The following is a 22,533-nucleotide window of genomic DNA, read 5'->3' as shown; positions in this document are numbered from 1 at the left end:
TAAGGAGTACCATGAAACGGCATCAGAAGCTGATGGGTATCGCCGCTCTCGGCGGCGCCCTCGCACTCGCCATGAGCGCATGTGCACCAGCGAGCAACGGTGGCGGCGACAACAGCGGCGAGGGCGAAGGCCCCCAGACCGTCGAAGGCGCAGACTACAACCCCCAGCCCCGCGAGAACCTCGCGGCCGGTGGCGAGCTGCGCATCCCCATCTCGAACATCGCCGAGCAGCTGAACTACTTCCACGGCGACGGCGACGCCCGCGTCACGCAGGTCGGAACCTGGTTCCGCCCGCAGGTGCTGCTGATGGACCCGGACGGCACGGTCAAGCCGAACCCGGCCTACCTGGATGACTACTCCTTCGGTGTCGAGGATGGCAAGACCGTCCTGCACTTCAAGGTCAACGAGAAGGCTGTCTGGAACGACGGCACCCCGATCGACGTGACCGCTTTCCAGGCCACCTGGCAGGCCCAGAACGGTGAGAACGAGGCCTACGTGCCGAACGCCACCGACGGCTGGAAGGAAATCGAGTCCGTCGAGGCCGGCGAGAACGACCACGACGTCATCGTGACCTTCAAGGGCGAGTTCGCCTGGCCCGAGATGGTCTACTCGCAGCTGCTGCACCCGGCTGTGAACACGCCTGAGCTCTTCAACACGGCGTTCCTCGGCGACTGGCACCCCGAGTGGGGCGCAGGTCCCTACACGGTCGAGGACTACGACAAGACCGGTGGCGTCGTCACCCTCACGCCGAACCCCAAGTGGTGGGGCGACGAGCCGCTTCTCGACAAGGTCACCTTCATCCAGATGGAGCCGACCGCTGCCGTCAACGCGCTGCGCAACGGCGAGGTCGACATGGCCGAGACCGGCAGCGCCGAGCTGCTCGCCCAGGTCGAGGACCTCGAGGGCGTCGAGACCTACAAGGGTCAGGCGACCGCGAACGCGATCTTCACGCTGAACGCCGCGAACCCCGTGCTCGCAGACCTCGACGTCCGCAAGGCGATCTTCGAGGCGATCAACATTGAGCAGATCAAGGAGATCATCTTCAACGGTCTCAACTACACCGAGGAGCCGGCTGGTTCGCTGACTCTGTTCTCGTTCCAGCCCGACTACAGCAACGCGCTCGAGGAGGCCGGCCGCAAGGACGGCGACACCGAGGGTGCCAACAAGCTGCTGGACGAGGCCGGCTGGGTCGTCGGTGACGACGGCATCCGCGAGAAGGACGGCCAGCGCCTGTCGCTCGTCTTCCCGGTCCACTCCGACACCGAGACCGCGCGTGCGCGTTCGCTCGCTGTCCAGGCGCAGCTCAAGGAAGCCGGCGTCGAGGTGGAGATCGATCAGCGTCCGTCCGCGGAGTTCGCCGAGGACTACAACACGCAGAACGGCGACATCTTCTTCCTCAACTTCACGTCGTCCGACCCGTTCGGTGCCGCTTGGTTCTGCCAGCTGTACTGCTCGGACAGCGGCCTGAACCTGTCGGGAACCGGCACGCCGGAGATCGACAAGATGATCCACGAAGAGCTCGAGACGATCTCGGACCCGGTGGAGCAGACGAAGAAGGCCATGGAGATGGAAGCTCAGATCTTCTCCGAGACCTGGGGCATCATCCCCGTCCTGAACGGCCCGGAGATCTGGACCGTCAAGGCTGGGCTGGCGAACCTCACGCCTGAGCCCTACGTCGGCCTCGACCTGTTCGGCATCACGCCGGTCGAGAACGTCGGCTACGAGAAGTAGGCATGAATGAAGGTCGCTGAGCTCGTTGAAGCGTCCTGAAGCGGGGCCGGTGGTTCACCCACCGGCCCCGTTTTCGTCTGTCCGCGGGCGGGGATCCTATGCTGAGGGCGTGAAGCCCCGCGTCGTCCTCGTCCACGGCATCCGCACGTCCCGCACGATGTGGCGCGGACAGCTGGAGCATCTCGGAGCGCGCGGCATCGAGGTCGTGGCGGTCGACCTGCCGGGGCACGGCTCGCGCATGGCCGAGCCGTTCACCCTGCCGGAGGCATTCGCGACGATCGATCGAGCCGTACGGGATGCCGCAGCTCACGCGCCCGTGCTGCTCGTCGGCCATTCGATGGGCGGCCTGCTCGCGGCCGCGTACGCGGGTCAGGAGGATCCGCCGCTGCTGGCCGGCCTGATCGGGGCATCGTGCACGGCGCTCCCCCGCGGCGTCGCGTTGTCGACGTACCGGTTTCTGGCCAGCCGTTTCGATGCGCTTCCCGATCGGGGGATGTGGCTGACCCGGCGGGTGCTCTACGCCACGCTCCCCGCCGACACGCGGAGGGACTACGAGGCGGGCGGGTACGCCCTCGATACCCAGGACACCGCACTGGCCAGCCTCGCCGACCTCGATCTCACCGCGTCGCTCCCCCGTATCCGGGTGCCGGTGTGGTGGATCAACGGTCAGTTCGACCAGCTGCGCATGCACGAGCGGCTGTTCCAGCAGCTGACGCCGCGCTCGGAGCTCATCCTCGTCCCTCGGACGACGCACCTGGTGACCACGACACGGCCGCGGGTGTTCAACGCACTGCTGGATCTGGCCGTCGCGACTCTCGAGCGGGACGCACGGCCATCGTCATGATCGCGCCGACGACCGACAGCGCACCGGCTGCCGCGAAAAGCAGCCAGAAGCCGCCGACCGCCGCGACCAGACCGGCTCCGATCAGCGGCCCCAGCAGCTGACCGAGGCTGGCCGAGACATTCGCCAGGCCCAGGTCGCGTGCACTGTCGAGACCGTCGGGCAGCAGATCGGTCGCCAGCGCCAGGCTGACCGACATGTACGCCCCGTAGCCGACGCCCATCACCGCCGCCGCGATCGCCGTCCCGAGCAACGTCGGAGCCGCGAGGATCATGATCGCCGACGCGGCCTGCACGAGAGCCGAGCCGATCACCAGCGCCCTGCGGTATCCGGATCGGTCTGAGATCCTGCCGGCGATGAGGGAAGCCACGACGACGAAGATCGTGTAGATCACGATGAGCACGAGCAGGTCGTCCTCGGCGGTGGCCGCGGGCGAACCGATGCCGTAGAGGACGAAGAAGAGCAGCAGCGCAGTGCCGAGCGCATTGCCGATGTTCACCGCGAGGCGACTAGCGAGCAGCCAGCGGAAGTCGTGGTCGTGCAGCGCACCCCAGCGGTCGCGCCGGGCCCGGACACCGACCGGGTCACCGCCCACGGGATCCGGCAGCAGCACGGCCGCGCCGACTCCGACGAAGAGCATGAGACCCGCGAGCACGAGGTCGCTCTCGAGGATACCGAGCCCGAGCAGGACGACCGCGCCGACACCCACCACGATGCCGACGGCCTGCGCCGAACTCACGAGAGCGGATGCCGTGCCCCGCTGCTCCTCGACCTGATCGGCGATCAGCGCGGTCAGGGCGGCCGACGTGACGGCGATCCCGATCGACACGCCGATCCAGGCCGCACCGACCGCCACCGGCGCCGTCTGGAGCCCGGTCAGGACGAGGGATGCTGCGGTGAGCACGGAGCCGCCGAGCACCCACGGGCGCCGCCTGCCCCATCGGGACGTCGTGCGATCCGAGAGCGCACCGGCGAGAGGGCCTGCGATGACGCCGGCGAGCCCGCCGACGGACAGGATGAGTCCGGACCAGACCACGCCGCCGATCCATGCACTCGCTCCCCCCGGCGTGTCCAGCTGCAATGGGAGCAGCAGCTGGATGGGCGTCAGTTGCGCGGTCCAGACGGCGAGCCAGGCGATCGCGTAGATCGTGAGCCACGTCCCGCCGACGCGGTGAGGAGCCCGCCCTGGTGCGTCCGTCATGGCGGCTCCCTCGTGTCGATAGCGCTCAGCATGCCGCATCCGACCGCTCCCGTGCCAGCGCCGCGCAGGAGTTCGCGGCAAACCTGGTAGGCTTGGTTCTTGGCTTGCGTGTGGGTGAACCCCTCACGACCGCTGGACAGCAGCCCCTCTACTGCTCCCGGCATTCCCAATCCCATCTCTGAACGAAAGCTTCCACGCGTGGCAAACATCAAGTCGCAGATCAAGCGCATCAAGACCAACGAGAAGGCGACGGCTCGCAACAAGGCCGTCAAGTCCGAGCTCAAGACCGTCGTCCGTCAGACCCGTGCGGCCATCGCCGCCGGCGACAAGGCTGCTGCCGAGGCGGCGCTGAAGAAGGCGACCAAGAAGCTCGACAAGGCCGTCAGCAAGGGCGTCATCCACGAGAACCAGGCGGCGAACCGCAAGTCCTCGATCGCCAAGCAGGTCGCAGCTCTCTGAGCTGAGTCTTCCCGAAGGCCCGTCCCGTTCGCGGGGCGGGCCTTCGTCGTGTCCGAGGCGCGTCGACGCAGGCGCAGGCATCGATTGCGGTCCGGGCGCCCGACACGGGGTTCGCCGCCCCGCCGGGGCGAGCGTTCAGCGCTCCTCGGCGAACGGGGCGCGCGTGGCGATGACGGTGACCATCCGCTCGAGCGCGAAGATCGGATCGCGCGCCGCGCCCTTCACCTCGGCATCCGCCCTGGCGGTCGCCTGGATCGCGAGGCCGAGCGATCGTTCGTTCCATCCGGCGAGGTCACGGCGTGCACGATCGATCTGCCAGTCCTTCATGCCCAGGCGCGTAGCGATCTCGCGGCTCGAGCCGCGGATGCCGGCGACCTTCGCCATCGTGCGGAGCTTCATCGCGAACGCAGCGACCATCGGAACGGGGTCGGCGCCAGATGCGAGAGCGTGCCGCAGCGACACCAGCGCCTCGCCGTATCGCCCGGCGATCGCGGTGTCCGCGACGACGAACGCCGATACTTCGACACGGCCGCCGTAGTACTTGGTGACGACGTCCTCTGTGATATCGCCCTCGACGTCGTTGATCAACTGCTGGCACGCGGCTGCCAACTCGGTCAGATCATCGGCGAACGCGGAGACGAGCGCGCGCAGCGCCTGCGGCTGGATGCGCTTGTTCGCCGCTTTGAACTCCCCCGCCACGAAATCGAACCGGTCACTGTCGCGCTTGACCGCGACGCACGGGATCTCGATCGCGCCGCCCGTGCCGGCGCGCAGGGCATCCAGGAGCTTCTTTCCGCGCACCGTCGCGCCGGTATGCCGCAGGACGACGGTCGCGCCCTCCTGCGGATGCTCGAGGTACGACAGCGTCTCCTGCAGGAACGCGTCGGAGCACTTCTCGACGCCGGAGACGCGCACCAGGCGCGGTTCACCGAACAGCGAAGGGGACGTCACGGCGAGCAGCGTTCCTGCGGCGTAGTCGTCGGCGCGGATGTCGCTCACTTCGAGCGCCGGATCCTCGGCGCGAAGGTAGTCGCGGATGCCGGCGATGGCGCGCTCTGCGCACACCTCTTCCGGTCCGGAGACGAGCACCAGCGGTGCAGGACGCGGCTCCCGCCAGGACACCTGCGGGATCTTCGCCGCTGTCTTGCGTGCGGGTGTGCGAGCAGCTGCCATAGGAGCCAGCCTACTCGGGGCCGCCGACCTCGCCCGGTGCGTCCGCGTCACCGGAACGCTCCGTCCAGACGACGAGCTCGCCCTCGCGGCGCCCCACCAGGATCCGCCCCTGCAGGTCGGTGCGCAGTGCCACGGCTCCGGTCGCCGCGACGAGGTCCAGGGTCTCGTCGCGCGGGTGTCCGTAGTCGTTGTCGACTCCCACGCTGAACAGCGCGACAGACGGGCTCAATGTGGCGTACAGACCGGCGTCCTGATCCGCACTCCCGTGGTGCGCGACCTTGACCACCGCGTACGGCGGCCGGAGCATTCCGGATGCCGCGAGCAGACGCTGCGGAGTCGCCGACAGGTCACCGAGGAAGATCGATCTCGGGACGTCCCCGCCGTCGATCTCGATGACGACGCTCGCGTCGTTGCCCGACGGGAAGGCCGCATGGTTCGCACGCGGCCAGAGCACCCGCCAGTCGGCTGCACCGATCCTTCCGCGCTGACCGGCGGATGCCTCGACGGTTTCCGCACCGCCATCGGCGAGTGCCGCGATCAGCCGCTCGTCCTCCGCGTTCCCCGCTGGCCCGTGCAGCACCGTGTCGACGCGACCGGCCAGCGCGGATGTTCCGCCTGCATGGTCCAGGTCGAAGTGCGTGAGCACGAGCAGGTCGACCCTGTCCACGCCGAGCGATGCCAGGCAGTGGCCGAGCGCCTCCGGATCCGGCCCGGTGTCGATCACCGCGATGCGCTCGTCCGAACGGACGACGAGCCCGTCGCCCTGCCCGACATCACACGCCGAGATCGACCAGTCCGGCGGAACGGCCACGACCGCGAGCGGGCCGTCCAGAAGGACGCGCGCCGCGCCGACGGCGACCCCGACGATGAGGACCGCACTCGCGGCGCGCCGGAGACCGGGCGATGGTCCGGCACCGGTACGGGCTCGGCACAGCAGCACGGCACAGGCCACGCTCAGCACCAGGACGATGGTCGCCGTGAGCACGCCGGGGACGACGAGCAGCTGCGCTCCCGGCATCGCCGCCGTCGTCGTCGCGGTCGTCGCGATCCACGCCGCGGGCAGCCAGGCGGATGCCGCCAGCAGATCGGCGAGGAAGGGGACAGGTGCCGCAAGGCAGGCGAGCAGCCCGACCACCGTCGCGATCGGTGCGGCAGGGGCCGCGAGCATGTTGGCCACGATGCCGATGAGCGACTGCTGTTCGGCGAACAGCGCGATGATCGGCCCGCAGACCAGCTGCGCTGCGATGGGGACCGCGATGCCCAGTGCGAGTGGAGCCGGCATCCAGCGCTCCATCCCCCGCGCGATCGGCGGTGCAAGCAGGATGAGCGCACCGGTTGCGGCCGCCGACAGTGCGAACCCGGGGGTCGCCGACAGCCACGGGTCCGCGATGAGGATGCCGGTGGCGGCGAGGCACAGCACGCTCACGCCGGCACTCGGACGCCCGAGCAGCACGGAGAGCATGCCCAGACCGGCCATCGTGGCTGCCCGGATGACGCTCGGCTCGGGCGTGACCAGAACGACGAAAGCGGCCAGCGTCGCGAGCGCGATGATCACGCGCGCCTTCCGCCCGCCGCCGCACAGCGCGACGAACCAGAATGCGGCGCCGACGACGATCGCGCAGTTCGCGCCGGACACCGCGGTCAGATGGGACAGCCCGCTGGTGAGCATCGCCTCGTTCAGCTCCGCGGAAACCGCGGTCGTGTCCCCCACCGCGAGTCCAGGCAGCAACCCGGCTCCCGGCTCGGGCAGACGGACAGCACGCGCGACGAAGTCCGCCCGCGTCGAGGCGGCAACAGCGAAGATGCCTTCCGCCGGGGTGACCACCTCGGCCGACGTCGCGAACACCACCAGCGCCGCGCGCTCGAACGGTTCGGTGGCCATCACCTGGCCGGTCACCCGGATTCGTGCCCCCAGATCGGCGCCGGCCAGCGCATCGGCCCCGATCCGCACTGCGACGGACAGCTCCTGCTCGGAGCCCCGCGGTCCGAGCCGCACGGTCTGCGCATCGAACCAGGACCTGCCGTCCGATCCTGTCGTGCTGGACGAAGTCACGTTCGCCTCGACGGACACGATTCGTCCGTCGAACTCCGACGCCGCTGCGCGCGCGGGTGCCGTGAGCGCACAGGTCAGGGCGACGCCCACCGCGGCCGCACACGCGAGGACGCCCAACGCTGCTCCGCCGGGCCCCCGCGGCCTCCGTGGTTTCCAGGCCACGACCATGAGAACCAGACCCGCGATCGAAGCACCCATCAGCAACCACCAACTCGGCGCGGGTGCGAACATGCACGCGAGTGCACAGGCCCATGCCGAGGCTGCCACAGGAACAAGCCGCAGATCACGCCTGCTCACAGGCGTGCCTTGTCCTGAAGCCGCAGCGGCTGCATCTGACCGCCGCGGGGAATCGTCGGATCGAGCGACGCGGTGAATGTCAGCCGCGACCGTCGGGGTGGCATGGGCGTGTGGGGGGTCGCTGGCACCCTGCCACGCTACGCACGCCGGGACCACCGCAATTGCGACAACCGCGGCATCCGTGGAGAACTACACGACGGAAGGGATCCGTGCAGGGCGAACACGTCCACCCCGATCGAGAATGCGGGGATCCGCGAGTGTGTGAGTCCTCCGAGGGCGACCTGCGTTGGACGGCAGCGTTTCAGCCGTCATTGCTTCGTGAGGTAGTCCTTGTGCACCCAGCCGGTCTTGCCGGCGTACGTGACCTTGCGCCAGGAACCGTTCGACGCGAGGATCTGACCGACGCTCTTCCCCTTCGGGATCGTCAGCAGCGGCTTCTGAGCCGTCGACGCCGTGGGTCGCAGGTTCAACGCCGCCGTGGTCTTGTACGTGACCGGCTTCGGCGGCTCTGCCGCCGCGGTCGACGTCGTGAGGTAGTCCTTGTGCACCCAGCCGGTCTTCCCCGCGTAAGTCACCTTGCCCCAGGAACCGTTCGACGCGAGGATCTGACCGACGCTCTTACCCTTCGGGATCGTCAGCAGCGGCTTCTGAGCCGTCGACGCCGTGGGCCGCAGGTTCAACGCCGCCGTGGTCTTATAGGTGGCCGCCGATGGAGAGGGAGTCGTCGGAGCCGGTTTCGGAGCGGTGATGACGGGCGGCTTCGGGCTGAGCAGCCAGTTCGCGATCCATCCGCTGCGCGAACCCGCGGTGACCGGCAGGAACGAGTTGGAGACCTTGCCGGGCACAGCCGTGACCATGGTGCCGGCGGCGAGCTTCACCACGACGGCCGTCGAGGTCGACGCCCCCGCGCGCAGGTTCACTGCGCCGGTCGTGTAATACGTGCAGGTGCTGGGCGCCGTCTTAGCGGTGATCCTTGTGGCGTGCGCGGCCAGGTCGACGCCACGGCTCTTCAGCCAGGGGACCGGATCGAGCAGTTTGTTCCCGCCCGCCGCGTGTTCCCAGAGCTCCAGGTGCAGATGCGGGCCTGTGGTGTTTCCGCTCGTGCCCACGGAGCTGATCCGCTGCCCGGCCTTCACGACCTGACCGACCTTCACATGGGTCGTCGCCGACCACACATGCAGATACTTCGTCGTGTACGTGACGTTGCCGACGGTGTGACGGATGTCGATGTGGCCGGCGGCCGAGCTGGTCCCCGAGACGGTGGCGGTGACAACCCCTGCCGCGACGGCGTAGATCGGCGAGCCGTTCTTGGTCGCGAGGTCGACGCCGCCGTGCGACGTGGAGGCGCCGGGACTCGGCATGCAGCGCGGACCCTGCCACGCGGACACGTCGTACGACTTCGCCGCGAGCGGCATCACGAAGGACGTCGCCGCAGGCACGGCAGTGGCCGTCGGGCCGTGGGCCGCGGAAACGGGCGCCGAAGCAGGCACAGCAGCGACCGCGGCGGCCGGAGACAGCCCCGCAACCCCCAGCACGATCGCAGCGGCCATGGACAGCACATGACGAGATCTGAGCTTCATGATTCTCCGGACGAGCAAGACCACGCGGTGGGGGCGCGCAGGTTCATGACATTACCGGCGCATCCGGACTCAGCGCCAGCTACGAACAGGAAGGACCCCCGGCGACAGCTCCCCCCGCTCACACCCGCACCTTGTCCCGCAGACCGGCGAGCAGCTTCTCACCGATCCCCGGCACGGCGAGCAGATCATCGACGGAAGCGAATCGGCCGTTCTCGTCGCGCCACTGGATGATCCGCTCCGCGAGTGCCGGACCGATCCGCGGCAGCGTCTCCAGCGCGGGCTGGTCGGCCGAGTTGAGATCGATCAACGCGTCTGCGCTCGATCCGGTCGCGGCTGAGGATCCGGGCGCCGCGACCGCACCGATCTGCGGCACGACGATCTGCTCGCCGTCCGAGAGCAGCCGTGCGAGATTGACCGCCTGCAGATCGGCGTCGTCGAGCGTGCCTCCCGCAGCCGCCAGGGCGTCGGCGACCCTGGTTCCCTGCTCGAGCACGTAGAGCCCCGGACGCGCCACCTGACCGAGCACGTGCACGTACACGTCGGCCGGAGCGACGGTCGCCGTCCCGGCATCCGACGCGCCGACCACCTGCGTCGGGGCCGTCTGCCCTCGGAGGATGCCGAGACCGACCGCACCGGAGAGCACGACGAGCCCGAGAACGATCGCCGCGCCGACGCCGAGTTTCAGATGCGCACGCGGCCGCGCGCGCACCGCTGGCGTCTCGGAATCCTCGGGCACTCCGCCACGCTACGCAGCAGCGCACACGGGTGAACGCGACGATCCCGGCACCCGTGGAGAACTCCTCGGGTGCCGGGATCGGTGCAGAACGGGTGCGACCCGGCGTCAGCCCTTGACGACGAAGCTCACGATCTTGGGCGCACGGACGACGACCTTCACGATCTCCTTGTCGCCGATCGCCCTGATCACGCGCTCGTCGGCGCGAGCGAGCTTCTCGAGTTCGTCCGCGCCGATCTTCGCCGACACCTCGAGCTGTGCGCGGACCTTGCCGCCCACCTGGACGACGGCCGTGATGGAATCCTCGACGAGCAGCGACGGGTCGGCCGAGCGCCACTGCGCGAGGCCGACGGACGGCTCGTGACCGAGCACCTCCCACATCTCCTCGGCGGTGTGCGGGGCGATCAGATCGAGCATGACCGCGATGGTCTCAGCCGCTTCGCGAACCGCAGGGTCCCCGGCGCCGGCACCGGAGTCGATGGTCTTGCGGGTGAGGTTCACCAGCTCCATCAGACGTGCGACCAGCACGTTGAACTTCGTCTGCTCGACGAGCGCCGGCGCATCGGACAGCAGTCGGTGCGTGCCACGGCGCAGCGCGGCATCGCCGCCGGCGAAGATCACATCGACCGGGCTGGCGACGTCGTGCGCCACGCGCAACGCGCGGGCCAGGAACTTCTGGGCACCGGTCGTCGAGACATCCGCCCAGTCCTTGTCGTCCTCCACGGGGCCGGCGAAGGCCAGGCCGACGCGCAGCGCGTCAGCGCCGTGCGCGTCGAGCTCCTCCTGGAACAGCACGAGGTTGCCCTTGGACTTCGACATCTTCGCCCCGTCGAGGAGCACCATGCCCTGATTGATCAGGCTCGAGAACGGCTCGGTGAAGTCGATCAGGCCCATGTCGAACAGCACCTTGGTGATGAATCGCGCGTAGAGCAGGTGCAGGATCGCGTGCTCGACACCGCCGATGTAGCTGTCGACGGGTGCCCACCGGTCGGCCTGCGCCGGCTCGAACGCGACCTGCTCGTTGCCCGGCGACAGGAAGCGCAGGAAGTACCACGAGCTGTCGACGAACGTGTCCATGGTGTCCGGGTCGCGCAGCACGGGGTCGCCGGTCTCCGGGTCGGTGGTGCGCACCCAGCTCTCAGCCGCGCCCAGCGGCGAAGCGCCCTTGGGCGACAGGTCCAGCCCCTCGATGCTCGGGAGCGTGACCGGCAGCCGGTCCTCGGGAACCGGGATGATCCGGCCGTCCTCGGCGTGCAGCATTGGGATCGGCGTGCCCCAGAAGCGCTGGCGGGAGATCAGCCAGTCGCGCAGGCGGTAGTTCTTCGCCGCGCGCCCGGTACCGGCCGCGGCGAGCTTCTCGATCGTGCGGGCGATCGCGGTGCGCTTGGACATGCCGTTCAGCTCACCAGAGTTGATCAGACGACCGTCGCCCGTCAGGGCCGTGCCGGTGACCGCGGGGTGCTGATCATCCAGGCTCGGCAGCGTGTCGATCGGCACGCCGTCCTCGTCGACCTCGATGATCGGCATCGCGCCGGTGACCGGAGCCGTCGTGTCGACGACGACCTTGACCGGCAGATCGAACGCGCGAGCGAAATCGAGGTCGCGCTGGTCGTGCGCGGGCACGGCCATGACGGCGCCGTGCCCGTAGTCGGCGAGCACGTAGTCGGCCGCCCAGATCGGCAGCTTCTCGCCGTTGACCGGGTTGATCGCGTAGCGCTCGAGGAACACGCCCGTCTTCGGACGGTCGGTCGCCTGACGGTCGATGTCCGTGGTCTTCTGCACGTCGCTCAGGTACTCGGTGAACCGCTGGCGCACCTCGTCCGGTGCGTCCGCCGCGAGCTCGGACGCCAGGTCGGAGTCCGGGGCGACCACGAAGAACGTCGCACCGTGCAGCGTGTCGGGGCGCGTCGAGAACACCGTGACCGGCTCGTCGCGTCCCTCGATCACGAAGTCGATGTCGGCGCCGATCGAGCGTCCGATCCAGTTGCGCTGCATCTGCAGCACCTTGTGCGGCCAGAAGCCCTCGAGCTGGTTCAGGTCGTCCAGCAGGCGGTCGGCGTAGTCGGTGATCTTGAAGTACCACTGGGTGAGCTTCTTCTTGATCACCTCGGCGCCGCAGCGGTCGCATCGTCCGTCGACGACCTGCTCGTTCGCCAGCACGGTCTGATCGTTCGGGCACCAGTTCACCGCGGACTTCTTGCGGTACGCCAGTCCGCGCTCGTGCAGCTTCAGGAACAGCCACTGGTTCCAGTGGTAATAGTCGGGGTCAGAGGTGTGCAGAACGCGCGACCAGTCGAATGAGACGCCGTACTGCTCGAATCCGGCCTTCTGCTGCGCGATGTTCCGGTAGGTCCACTCGCGCGGGTCGGCTCCCTGACGGATCGCCGCGTTCTCCGCCGGCAGGCCGAAGGAGTCCCACCCGATCGGGTTCAGGACGTTGTGCCCGCGGTGGCGCCAGAAGCGCGCCACGATATCGGAGTACAGGTAGTTCTCTGCGTGCCCCATGTGCAGGTCGCCGGACGGGTACGGGAACATCGCCAGCACGTACTTGCGGGGGCGCGTGTCGTCGGATCCGCCCGCGAGGAAGGTCTCGTTCTCGGCCCAGTACTTCTGCCACTTCGCCTGGAGGGCGTGCGGCGACGGCAGAGCGGATGCTTCTTCAAACGTGTTCTCGGACAAGAGCGAACGGCCAATCTGGAAGGCAGGGAGACGCGGAAATCGCGAAGTTCCAGGTTATCGGATCATCCTGCGTACCAGGCGTCCGGGAGCCGCGCCCCGAGCGCCGCCAGCGGGGCCCTCGCCTTGATCGCCACCTCGTCGACCTCGGCATCCGCGATCGACCCCCAGGTGATCCCTCCCCCGGCTCCCACATGCGCGCCCAGCGCGTCGATCAGGATGCTGCGGATCACCATCGCCAGATCGAGCGCTCCGTCGAGGCCGACGTACCCGAAGCAGCCGCTGTAGACGCCGCGGGGTCCGCCCTCCAGCGCATGCAGGATCGTCATGGCCGACCGCTTCGGAGCCCCCGTCATGCTCCCTGCGGGAAAGGCGGCGGCGAAGATATCGGCAACCGTCATCGACGGCGCCGGCGCACCGCTGACCGTGCTGACGAGCTGGTGCACGGCAGGGTAGCTCTCCACCTCCCACAGGCCGTCCACGCGGATCGACCCTGGAGTGCACACCTGCGAGAGGTCGTTGCGCATGAGGTCGACGATCATGACGTTCTCGGCGCGTTCCTTGACGCTGTCGAGCAGTTCGGTCGCGAGCGCGGCGTCCTCGGCCGGGTCTGCGGACCGGGGCCTCGTCCCCTTGATCGGACGCGTGAGGACGCGGCCTCGATCCGTGAACAGGAACTGTTCCGGACTCGCGCTGAGCAGGGCGCGCCCGCCGATGCGGATGAACCCGCCGTGGTGCGCCGGCGTCGCGTCCCGCAGACGCAGGTACGTCTGCACCGGGTCGTGATCGCCCGGCACGTCGAAGCGCGTCGTGAGGCACAGCTGGTACGCCTCACCGGCGCGGATCGCCTCCCGGCAGCGCTCGATCAGCGCGGCGTACTCCTCGGGGGTGTGCCGCGCGCTCGTCACGGCGGATGCGGCCTCGAGAGGCGTGATCGGGTCGGATGCCGCGGCGCACCGCCGTTCGACCTCGGCCGCCCATGCATCCAGTTCCGCCGCGGACGCGAGAGCCCAGAGCACTCCGGTGGTGTGATCCACAGCGACGGCGCGGCGCACGCGCAGCCAGGCACCGGACGCGATGCCGTCGACCACCGCAGGGGCGCCGGCGGCCGCTGCACCGGACTCGTAGTCCCACCAGCCGACCCACCCGCCGGTCAGCGGCGGCCGCAACCGGTCGCGGTGCGGCACGGCGTCGATGCGAACGGCGGCGGGCGCCCCGGCATCCGTCTCCGCCTCCCCCGAGCCGACGATGCTCCAGCCCTCGGCCGCGCCAGAGCCGGCATCCAGCCAGAAGACCGATTCCTGCTCGGTCTGCTCGCGCAGGAACAGCTGCTCCGGCGGGGCGAACGCGGACAGCGCACGCGCGTGGAGGACGGCGGGGATGTGCGGCACGCTCCCAGCGTACGACCGTGCCGCTCAGCGTATTCTCGACAGGGTGGACGACTTCCTGCTCTGGCTGCTCGATGCCGTGCAGTCGGTCGACCCGATCGCGCGCACACTGATCGCCGGAATCGCGGTCCTGCTGGAGACCAGCATCCTGATCGGCCTGGTCGTTCCTGGCGACACGATCGTCATCATCGCCTCGATGGGGGTCTCGAGCCTCGCCGAGGGCATCGCGCTCGGCATCGCCGTGGTCATCGGCGCCCTCATCGGCGAGAGCATCGGATTCGCGCTGGGCCGGTGGCTCGGTCCGCACATCCGGCATTCGTGGCTCGGGCGACGCATCGGCGAGGCGCACTGGGCGCGCGCGGAGACCTACCTGCGCCGCCGCGGCGGGCTCGCGATCTTCCTCTCGCGGTTCCTCCCCGTGCTGCACTCGCTCGTCCCGCTGACCGTCGGCATGAGCGGATACTCGTACCGACGATTCCTGGCATGGACGGCCCCGGCCTGCATCATCTGGGCCGCAGCCTATGTGAGCGTCACCTCGCTCGCCGCCGGCAGCTTCCGCGAACTCGTCGACCAGGTGCATTTCGCCGGCTACATCTTCGTCGGCGTCGTCGTGCTGTTCCTGGTGGCGCTGCTGCTGGGCAAGAAGGCGCTCGCCGCATGGGAGAGCCGGCACATGCACGATCACCCCGCCGACCTCGACGCGCAGTCGTCGGTGCAGATTCCGTCGAACGAGACCGAGGGTACCGGCCAGGGCATGAAAGACTGATCAGGATGCCCGATCAGTCCGCCCTTCCGGCCAGGATCCACTGGTTCGCCCGCCTGGAGCACCGTTTCCATGTCTGGCGCGAGGGTCGCGCCCGTCGGCGCGGCCGCACCGCGACGATCCTCCCGTTCCCCGGCTATGGCGGAGCGGGCTGGGTTCGGGTGGTCGGCCGCGTGCTGATCGTGGCCCCGCAGCGGCAGGATGCCAACGGCGAGTACGCGAGCATCCGCGGCTGGCGCAGCTTCGTCGGCATCCCGGTGGGCTTCGCCAATGTCGCGGTCTCGATCGGCGGCCGCACCCAGGTCGTCCCCACCGACCGCGGCGGCGTGGTCGACACGGTGATCAAGGCGGATCTCGAACCGGGGTGGCAGTCGATCACGATGTCGGTCGAAGGACAGGAGCCCGTCGAGGGCAGTGTGTTCATCGTCGACGAGAGCGTCGATTTCGGCGTGGTCTGCGACGTCGACGACACCGTCATGGTCACCGCTCTCCCCCGCCCCTTCGTCGCCGCCTGGAACTCGTTCGTCGTCGACGAGCACGCGCGGCTGCCCGTGCCGGGCATGGCTGTTCTGCTGGAGCAGATCATGCGCCAGCAGCCCGGCTGCCCCATGATCTACCTGTCCACGGGGGCGTGGAACATCGCGCCGACCCTGAGCAGATTCCTTACCCGGCACCTCTTCCCGTCCGGCTCCATGCTGCTCACCGATTGGGGGCCCACGCACGACCGGTGGTTCCGCAGCGGTCGAGACCACAAGCTGACGAACCTGCGCCGACTGGCCACCGAGTTCCCGAGCGTGCGCTGGCTGCTGATCGGGGACGACGGGCAGCACGATGAGGCGATCTACACGGAGTTCCAGCAGGAGCATCCTGACTCCGTCGCCGGCGTCGCCATCCGTCGGCTGTCCCCGACCGAGGCGATGCTGGCCGGTGGCCGTTCGTCCGGTGACGACCACTCGGACGAGGGGGCACCCTGGGTGTCCGCCTCCGATGGCGCTGGGCTCCGCGAACGGCTCGGCGAAGTGGGGATCCTGCGCTGATGGCCACCGCGCTCAGCTCGACGGAGTGGCGCGCACGCGAGCAGGCGCATCACGATCGTGCCGACGCGCTCACCGCGGATCATCGCGAACGCGCAGCACGACGCGAGAAGCATCCGGTCTGGGACTTCCTCTTCACGTACTACAGCGGGAAGCCGGCGCAGCTGAGACGCTGGCACCCCGGGGCCGGAGTGGTGCTCGAGGACGCTCCGGAGCGCCGAGCCTGGCGATGGTACTCCCCCGGCCCGTCCCTCGATTCGGCGGTGCCTGACGCGTCCGCCTATGCCGAGGACAAGCCGGACCTCGCCGCACACGTGGAACGCATGCTGCGGCGCACTGCCGCACGCCCCGGCCAGTTCGGATGCTTCGGCCTGCACGAGTGGGCCATGGTGTACCGGGAGCAGGAGCACCGGCATCCGGTGCCGTTGCGGCTGGGACAGGCCGGGACGGATGCCGTCGTCGAGGCGAACGAACTGCGCTGCACGCACTTCGACGCCTTCCGGTTCTTCACCCCGGATGCCATGCCGCGCAATCGATCGCCGCTCACGCGCGCGGACCAGCCGGTGCTCGAGCAGCCCGGATGCCTGCACGCCGGCATGGACGTCTACAAGTGGGCGACGAAACTCGGCCCGCTCGTGCCCGGCGAGGTGCTGCTGGACTGCTTCGAACTCGCCCGTGACATCCGCGAACTCGACATGCAGGCCGCGCCATACGACCTGAGCGACTGGGGCGTCGTGCCGGTGCCGATCGAGAGCCCGGAGGGCAAGGCCGAGTACGTGCGCCGCCAGCGCGTGTTCGCGGAGCGCGGCAACGCGCTGCGCACCCGGATCCTGGAGTCCTGGCCGGGCGCTGCGGCCTGACGCCGGTCAGCCGCGCAGTGCGGCCTCGATGGGCTCGGGGGACCCGTCGGTGCCGTTGCCGAACCGGATCGTCCGGCCGATCGTCGCCGGTTCGACGAGAGCCTGGGCGATGACCGCGGCGACATCCGCTCTGGCGACGCGGCCGCTGCCGCTCTCGTCCCGCTGGATCCGCCCGGTCGGTTCGTCGAAGGTGAGGGTTCCTGGACCGAGGATCGTCCACTCCAGCGCGGAAGACGCGAGATGCTCATCGGCCTGCCACTTGGCATCCGCGTACGCGAAGAAGCTGTTCTCCGGGTCGACGCCGTGCTCTGCCACGGAGCCGATCCACGACACCATCACGTAGCGGCGGACGCCAGCCCTCGCCGCGGCATCCATCGTCCGGATGGCCGCGTCCCTGTCGACGGCGTACGTGCGGTCGGCGTCTCCTCCGCCCGCGCCGGCGGACCAGACGACCGCGTCGTGGCCGGAGATGAGCTCCGCGATGCCCGCGGCATCCGTGTTCTCGATGTCGGCGACCACCGGCACCGCTCCCGTCGCCGCGACCTCGTCCGCGTGCGCGGGATTGCGGATCACCGCGGTGACCTCGTCGCCGCGGGCGACGAGAAGCGGTGCGAGCAGAAGGGCGATGCGACCGTGGCCGCCGAAGACGATGACACGCGACATGCGGATCAGTCTGCCAGTTCCGTCGTGTCGATCACATAGGCCTGCGGGTGCGACGGCAGATAGCGCACGACGATCTCGGCATCCGAGGGCACGTAGGCGTCCCGATCCGGATACATCGACGGAGTGAAGAAGTCGTCGGGAAGCGTGTAGGTCTCCCCCGTCGCCGTCGTGAAGGTCACGAAGTCGTTCTGCTGCGTGGCGACCGCCGGCTGCCCGTTCTCCAGGATGTAGGCCGAGGTGACGGGCACGCCGATGAGCGAGAGGATGCCGAGCACGAGGCCCGCCGTCATCACCACGGTCAGCACGCGGAAGAAGATCCGCTGGATGTGCGCGAGGACGCGGCGTCCTGAGCTGGCGGACTCCGGCTCAGGAAGCCCCTCGCGCTCACGGATGAGGGACAGCTGCGAGCGGCCGCCGATCGATCGGAAGGACTGCGCGCACAGACCCATCAGCGAGAATCCGGCGATGAAGACCATCGCGTAGCCGTGGCTGACGGGGAAGTTCGCGAGCCAGACCACCGTGTCCATGACGTTCACAGCCCGGCCTCCTGCTCGATCGTGAGGGCGACGGTGTGCGGATCCTCGCGCATGTACCGCGCCCAGACGGGCGAGCCGACCTGCAGACGCGCGATCGCCTCCGGGTAGGCGAAGACCGTGGTGACTGCTTCCCAGCTCGCCTTCCCCTCCGGCGTGATCAGCAGTCGCACGGCCAACTCGCTCTGTCCCTCGCGTCGCGTGCCGGTCGGCCGGATCGACAGAACGGATGCCGGAGCCTGAAGGCCGTGGCGCCGCGCACGGACCTGTTGCGGATCGATGAGTCCACGAGCGATCCGCCAGTCCAGCATCGCCTCGCGCACCAGCGGGTCGTTGATGTCGGCAAGCTGGACGGCATCGTGATCGGTGGCGTTGTACCGCACGGGCAACGGCACCCCCGGCTGCATCGCCACGGCATCCGTCGTCGGGACGAGTGTGCGCACCCGGCTGATGAACTCCGTGCCATCGGTCGGAGCGACTCGCAGAAAGATGTCGTACTGCGGGACGTCATTGACGGTCAGTCCGGTGCGCGACGATTCGAGGATCCGGCCCACACCGACCGCCGTCTCACCGCGCAGCGCGGGCCCTCGGGACATGCCGGAGGCGAAACCGCTGAACGTGAGGATGAGCCCCCACGCGACGCCGATCATGATGGGACCGGCGAGTCCGTCGCCGCTGTTGAACGGCAGGATCGATGTGCTCTGGTCGACGCCGAACAGGCCCTCACCGACCCAGATCAGGAGCCAGATCGACAGCAGGAGCCAGACGATGAGAACGATGATCCGAATCACGCGTTCAGGCTACTGGCAAGTCCTGTCGCACCGCAGACCGCGGACCCGGCCGGCTAGCTAGCGGCGATGCTCGCGGTGCGCGCTTCGAGCGCGCGCTGGACGCCCTTCGCGGCGGTGCGGCCGGCGCGGTTCGCTCCGATCGTGCTGGCGGAGGGGCCGTAGCCGACCAGTTGCACGCGGGGATCGGCGACGGCGGTCGTGCCGCGGCCGCCCCGGTCGAGCTGGATGCCTCCGGCAGCGCTGCGCAAGTGCAGCGGCGCGAGGTGGGCGATCGCCGGGCGGAAGCCTGTGGCCCAGAGGATCACGTCGACGCGCTCGAAGGATCCGTCGGCCCAGCGGACGCCGTCCGGTTCGATGCGCGCGAACATGGGCCGTCGAGCGGCATATGCTCCCAGGCGCTCGGCCTCGCGTTCCTGAGGGCGCAGCATGAGACCCGTGACGCTCACCACGCTCTGCGGCGGAAGGCCCTGCGCGACGCGCTGCTCGACGAGGGCGACGGCTGCGGCCCCCGCCTCCGGAGTGAAGTCGTCGCTGCGCCAGACCGGTTCGCTGCGGGTCGCCCAGAGCGTCTCGGTGAGGGGCGCGAGCGCGCCGAGGAACTGCACGGCCGACGCTCCCCCTCCGACGACGAGCACGCGCTTACCCCGGAAATGCGCAGGCCCCGGGTAGTCGACCGTGTGCAACTGCTCACCGAGGAACGTCTCCATGCCCGGGTAGTGCGGCAGGAAGGGGTGGGTCCAGGTGCCGGTCGCGTTCACGATCGTGCGGGTGCGCCATTCACGATTCCCGGCGTGGACGATGAGGATGCCGGCATCGTCCGTCACCCGGTCGACGGCGACGGGGCGAACGACCGGCAGGTGGTGCTCGCGCTCGTAGGCGTCGAACGTCGCCGGCACGGCCTGGTTCGCTTGGCGGTCGTCACGCCGCGGGGGCGTCGCCCCTGGCAGCTCGGCCACGCCGTGGACATCGCGCATCGTCAGTGCGTCCCACCGGTGCTGCCAGGCTCCGCCCGGCGCACCGTCGGCATCCAGGACGAGGTGTCCGACGCCGAGCCGCTGGAGGTGGTACGAGGTCGACAGTCCCGCCTGGCCTGCGCCGATCACGATGCTGTCGAAGATGTCCACGCTGAGGGAGAACGCGGCAGGACGCGCGGATGTTCCGTGACCGATCGACCCGCCTGTGTCAGGATGGCGGGACGGGGGATGAACATGACGGATACATCGATCGCGCCGAGGACCACGCTGGTGCCGGGGGCTGGAATCCTGCTGCGCCTGCGTCGGCTCATCGTCGTCAGCATCCTGGCGGCGCTCGCCAGCTGGTTCTTCATCAGCGGGAGCAAAGGCTGGTGCCCCGGCGGGCTCGACGCGGACGGTGGGTATCTGGATGCCGCGGGCCAGCCGACCCCCGAGCAGCCGATGTGCGCGTCGCTGACGCTGCAGCCGAGCGGTTTCATGCCGATCGTCCTGACGCTCGCGGTGATCTGGGTGATCGGCCGGGTCGTCCGATCCGCTGCCGACGAGGCCGGCGCGATCCGCATGATCGACAGGGTCGCCGCCGTGATCGCGATCGTGACGGCGGCCGGCATCCTGATCTCGTACGTGTGGTTCGCGCTGACGCCGCTGCCCGATCCGGGCGCGAGCTACGCCGTCTTCTCGCCGTTCCCCTTCGCCAGCATCGACGTGGACATCAGCCCGATGACGCCATGAGCGATGGAACACTCCCGAGATCCCGGCCGGATTCGCGCCCGGCGTCGATCCTGTTGTATTCTTTTCGAGTTGCCCCGGCTTCTACGGAGCAGCATCTGGGCCTGTGGCGCAGCTGGTAGCGCACCTGCATGGCATGCAGGGGGTCAGGGGTTCGAGTCCCCTCAGGTCCACCAGATCAGGGTCGAGAGTCCGCAGCATGATGCGGGCTCTCGGCCCTTCGTCATGCTGTCGGCTGCGAGCTGTGCGCTCACCGCGGAGCCCAGAACACTCCGAGCGAACCGAAGAACGGCGTGATCCCCCAGACGACGGCGAAGGCGACGACGGCGATGATCAGCCATAGCGGCCATCGCCCTCGCGCGTTGGCGACAGCCATCCCCACGAACACCGGGACCGCCATCGCCACAGCGACGACCAGAAGCACTCCGACCACGAACATCGATGCCGTCGCCGGGGCGCCGCTCGGCAGGAACAGCGCCGCGCCGATCAGACTCGGCGCAATGGAGATTCCGGTTGCGATGACCCCGATCGCATGATGCGGTTCGCGACGCCGATCCAATCCACGCCCGTGCGCGTGCCCGGGCGTGACCGGGACGATTCGGATCCCGATCAGCCTGGGCGTTGCGCGCGCTCATCAGCGAGCGCGTCCCGTGCGGCCGTGAGCTCGCGCTCCGCGGCATCCTTCGTCTCCTGATCGTGTTCGACCGCATCCGCCGCCGCGCGACCGCTGGCGCGGACCCGCTCCAGTTCCGCCTCGAGATCGGCCTCCTCACGACGCAGGTCGTCCCGCCGGCGCACTGAGGTGTCGTGTTCGCGCTCTGCCTCGCGCAGCCGCCGTTCCGCCTTTTCAACCTGCTGCTCGGCCGAGCGCACGCGCTTCTCGGCCTCCTTGCGCGCACGCCGGTCGCTCAACTCGTCCGGCGGGGTCTCGCGGACCGGGCGATGCGGCACAGCGCCCGCGACCGCATCCGAGATGTCCACCGCATCAGCGCCCGACGGCTCCAGAGCGCGGATCAGGCGCCCCGACGCCACGGCATCGGCGGCTGCGGCATCCAGCATCGCCGCGTTGAGTGTCTGCGCGACCGCTTCGGTGGTCGCCGCTGACACCGGCACGCCGGTGTGCTCGGCGAGGCCGGTCGCGGCGCGCGCGAGTTCCGTCACGAGCGTGCGGCGCTGGCGAGAGAGCGCCGTCAGCGTCTTCGCATCGAGGTCCTCCTGCGCTTCGCGCAGCGCCTCCGCCAGCTCGAGCGCCTGTGCGAGCTGACCGGGACGCTCGCGGGCGAACAGGTTCACCACCCATGCCGGCGCGAGCGGCTTGCGCAGCCCTTTCACGCCCGCGGCCAGCTCTCGATCGGCGATGCCCTTGGCGCGCTCGTTCCGCGCCGAGACGAAGGCGTCGGGCGCGACCGCGTACAACTCGGCGGCGATCTCCTCCAGGGTGTCGGTCATCTGCCCATTCTGCTCCCGGACCGGTTCCCAGGTCATCGAGCGCAGGCACCGTCTCGCCCTAAACTGGCGGCATGTCGTCCCCCTCTCCGCGCGAACACGGCCTCCTCAAGATCCATCGTGCGCTCAGGCCGGGTTTTGGAACCGAGGCGGCCGTCTACGGGACGATCCTCATGAGCGGTCTGATCGCCGTGTCATCCGCACACGGTGAGTCATCGGCCGTGGTGCTCATCACGGTCGGGGTCACCGTTCTGGTGTTCTGGTCCGCGCACGTCTACGCCGGGACCGTCGCCCGTGTCGGTGACGAGGACGAAGCGGGCATACCGACCGGTGTCGGCTCCGCTCTGCGGCATTCGCTGGCGCACTCCTTCGGGATGCTGAGCTCCGCGGCCGTTCCCGGCGTGATCCTGCTCGCCGGCACCACGCGGGTGGTCCCGGACGGCACTGCGAACGATCTCGCCCTGTGGTCCGGGACCGTCATCCTCGCCCTGCTCGGCTACATCGCCTTTCTCCGCCGAGGCAGTCCGCTGATCGTCCGTCTCGCCGGTGCGCTTGGAACCGCCTGCTTCGGCATCGTCTTCGTGATCCTGAAAGCGCTCGTCCACTAGC

General features: G+C 69.2%; 21 protein-coding genes and 1 tRNA gene. 9 read left to right on the top strand and 13 right to left on the bottom strand.

The features are described 5' to 3' along the window. Nucleotides 1–11 precede the first annotated feature (11 nt). Nucleotides 12–1,730, top strand: coding sequence for an ABC transporter family substrate-binding protein (locus tag ACWAT3_RS01035; RefSeq protein ID WP_460795158.1), 1,719 nt, complete (start codon nucleotides 12–14; stop codon nucleotides 1,728–1,730). Between the two features lie 109 nt (nucleotides 1,731–1,839). After that, nucleotides 1,840–2,574: an alpha/beta fold hydrolase gene (locus tag ACWAT3_RS01030; RefSeq protein WP_460795156.1), complete on the top strand. Its 735-nt coding sequence runs from the start codon at nucleotides 1,840–1,842 to the stop codon at nucleotides 2,572–2,574. Here the strand turns inward: ACWAT3_RS01030 and ACWAT3_RS01025 are convergent. After that, complete coding sequence (locus tag ACWAT3_RS01025) at nucleotides 2,513–3,772, bottom strand: MFS transporter (protein WP_460795154.1); 1,260 nt, start codon at nucleotides 3,770–3,772, stop codon at nucleotides 2,513–2,515. The two genes, ACWAT3_RS01030 and ACWAT3_RS01025, sit on opposite strands and share 62 nt — an antisense overlap. A 198-nt stretch (nucleotides 3,773–3,970) precedes the next feature. On the opposite strand from ACWAT3_RS01025, the gene rpsT reads away from it, so the two are divergent. Then, the gene (rpsT, locus tag ACWAT3_RS01020) at nucleotides 3,971–4,231 is read left to right on the top strand and encodes a 30S ribosomal protein S20 (protein WP_406245480.1); all 261 of its coding nucleotides are present in this window, start codon (nucleotides 3,971–3,973) and stop codon (nucleotides 4,229–4,231) included. 135 nt (nucleotides 4,232–4,366) lie between these two features. On the opposite strand, the gene holA is transcribed toward rpsT, so the two are convergent. The 6 genes from holA to ACWAT3_RS00990 all read right to left on the bottom strand — a co-directional run bounded on the left by holA (nucleotide 4,367) and on the right by ACWAT3_RS00990 (nucleotide 14,134). Beyond that, nucleotides 4,367–5,404, bottom strand: a complete 1,038-nt coding sequence (gene holA, locus ACWAT3_RS01015) for a DNA polymerase III subunit delta (protein WP_460795153.1) — start codon at nucleotides 5,402–5,404, stop codon at nucleotides 4,367–4,369. 10 nt (nucleotides 5,405–5,414) lie between these two features. Beyond that, on the bottom strand, nucleotides 5,415–7,688 hold the full coding sequence (locus ACWAT3_RS01010) for a ComEC/Rec2 family competence protein (RefSeq protein WP_460795151.1): 2,274 nt from the start codon (nucleotides 7,686–7,688) through the stop codon (nucleotides 5,415–5,417). 374 nt (nucleotides 7,689–8,062) lie between these two features. Further along, on the bottom strand, nucleotides 8,063–9,334 hold the full coding sequence (locus tag ACWAT3_RS01005) for an SH3 domain-containing protein (protein WP_460795149.1): 1,272 nt from the start codon (nucleotides 9,332–9,334) through the stop codon (nucleotides 8,063–8,065). Nucleotides 9,335–9,452: 118 nt separating this feature from the next. Continuing rightward, nucleotides 9,453–10,070, bottom strand: coding sequence for a helix-hairpin-helix domain-containing protein (locus tag ACWAT3_RS01000; RefSeq protein WP_460795147.1), 618 nt, complete (start codon nucleotides 10,068–10,070; stop codon nucleotides 9,453–9,455). A 105-nt stretch (nucleotides 10,071–10,175) separates the two neighbouring features. Continuing rightward, the gene (leuS, locus tag ACWAT3_RS00995; RefSeq protein ID WP_460795145.1) at nucleotides 10,176–12,746 is read right to left on the bottom strand and encodes a leucine--tRNA ligase; all 2,571 of its coding nucleotides are present in this window, start codon (nucleotides 12,744–12,746) and stop codon (nucleotides 10,176–10,178) included. Nucleotides 12,747–12,808: 62 nt separating this feature from the next. Continuing rightward, nucleotides 12,809–14,134, bottom strand: coding sequence for an anthranilate synthase component I family protein (locus ACWAT3_RS00990; RefSeq protein ID WP_460795143.1), 1,326 nt, complete (start codon nucleotides 14,132–14,134; stop codon nucleotides 12,809–12,811). Nucleotides 14,135–14,177: 43 nt separating this feature from the next. On the opposite strand from ACWAT3_RS00990, the gene ACWAT3_RS00985 reads away from it, so the two are divergent. Genes ACWAT3_RS00985 through ACWAT3_RS00975 form a run of 3 tightly spaced genes read left to right on the top strand, consistent with a single transcriptional unit; the run spans nucleotide 14,178 to nucleotide 16,788 of the window. Continuing rightward, nucleotides 14,178–14,897, top strand: a complete 720-nt coding sequence (locus ACWAT3_RS00985) for a DedA family protein (protein ID WP_460795141.1) — start codon at nucleotides 14,178–14,180, stop codon at nucleotides 14,895–14,897. Nucleotides 14,898–14,902: 5 nt separating this feature from the next. Further along, complete coding sequence (locus ACWAT3_RS00980) at nucleotides 14,903–15,931, top strand: App1 family protein (RefSeq protein ID WP_460795139.1); 1,029 nt, start codon at nucleotides 14,903–14,905, stop codon at nucleotides 15,929–15,931. Next, a complete protein-coding gene (locus ACWAT3_RS00975) occupies nucleotides 15,931–16,788 on the top strand; it encodes a 3-methyladenine DNA glycosylase (RefSeq protein WP_460795138.1) in 858 nt (285 codons plus the stop codon). Before ACWAT3_RS00980 ends, ACWAT3_RS00975 begins: the two co-directional genes overlap by 1 nt. Before the next feature lie 6 nt (nucleotides 16,789–16,794). Here ACWAT3_RS00975 and ACWAT3_RS00970 read toward each other — a convergent pair whose 3' ends face one another. The 4 genes from ACWAT3_RS00970 to ACWAT3_RS00955 are packed head-to-tail and all read right to left on the bottom strand — an operon-like array spanning nucleotide 16,795 to nucleotide 19,899. Continuing rightward, nucleotides 16,795–17,451: an SDR family oxidoreductase gene (locus ACWAT3_RS00970; protein WP_460795137.1), complete on the bottom strand. Its 657-nt coding sequence runs from the start codon at nucleotides 17,449–17,451 to the stop codon at nucleotides 16,795–16,797. A gap of 5 nt (nucleotides 17,452–17,456) precedes the next feature. Then, nucleotides 17,457–17,987, bottom strand: a complete 531-nt coding sequence (locus ACWAT3_RS00965; protein ID WP_460795135.1) for a hypothetical protein — start codon at nucleotides 17,985–17,987, stop codon at nucleotides 17,457–17,459. Beyond that, nucleotides 17,984–18,775 (bottom strand): hypothetical protein, encoded by a 792-nt coding sequence (locus ACWAT3_RS00960; RefSeq protein ID WP_460795133.1) that lies wholly within the window; start codon nucleotides 18,773–18,775, stop codon nucleotides 17,984–17,986. Before ACWAT3_RS00960 ends, ACWAT3_RS00965 begins: the two co-directional genes overlap by 4 nt. A gap of 53 nt (nucleotides 18,776–18,828) precedes the next feature. Further along, complete coding sequence (locus tag ACWAT3_RS00955) at nucleotides 18,829–19,899, bottom strand: NAD(P)-binding domain-containing protein (RefSeq protein ID WP_460795131.1); 1,071 nt, start codon at nucleotides 19,897–19,899, stop codon at nucleotides 18,829–18,831. An 84-nt stretch (nucleotides 19,900–19,983) separates the two neighbouring features. On the opposite strand from ACWAT3_RS00955, the gene ACWAT3_RS00950 reads away from it, so the two are divergent. Together ACWAT3_RS00950 and ACWAT3_RS00945 are read left to right on the top strand one after the other, a co-directional pair. Further along, on the top strand, nucleotides 19,984–20,481 hold the full coding sequence (locus ACWAT3_RS00950; RefSeq protein ID WP_460795129.1) for a hypothetical protein: 498 nt from the start codon (nucleotides 19,984–19,986) through the stop codon (nucleotides 20,479–20,481). 97 nt (nucleotides 20,482–20,578) lie between these two features. Next, nucleotides 20,579–20,654 (top strand) — tRNA-Ala (locus ACWAT3_RS00945). 74 nt (nucleotides 20,655–20,728) lie between these two features. Here the strand turns inward: ACWAT3_RS00945 and ACWAT3_RS00940 are convergent. Both ACWAT3_RS00940 and ACWAT3_RS00935 read right to left on the bottom strand, forming a co-directional pair. Continuing rightward, nucleotides 20,729–21,037, bottom strand: coding sequence for a hypothetical protein (locus tag ACWAT3_RS00940; RefSeq protein WP_460795127.1), 309 nt, complete (start codon nucleotides 21,035–21,037; stop codon nucleotides 20,729–20,731). Between the two features lie 50 nt (nucleotides 21,038–21,087). Beyond that, nucleotides 21,088–21,927: a transposase gene (locus ACWAT3_RS00935; protein ID WP_460795125.1), complete on the bottom strand. Its 840-nt coding sequence runs from the start codon at nucleotides 21,925–21,927 to the stop codon at nucleotides 21,088–21,090. A 71-nt stretch (nucleotides 21,928–21,998) separates the two neighbouring features. Between ACWAT3_RS00935 and ACWAT3_RS00930 the strand changes: the two genes are divergently transcribed. Next, nucleotides 21,999–22,532 carry a hypothetical protein gene (locus ACWAT3_RS00930; RefSeq protein WP_460795124.1) on the top strand — a complete coding sequence of 178 codons (534 nt, stop codon included), beginning with the start codon at nucleotides 21,999–22,001 and terminating at the stop codon, nucleotides 22,530–22,532. Nucleotide 22,533: the final 1 nt, after the last annotated feature.

It is taken from the genome of Microbacterium sp. GXF0217 (genome assembly GCF_054798195.1).
This window is presented reverse-complemented; position numbering and strand designations above follow the sequence as displayed.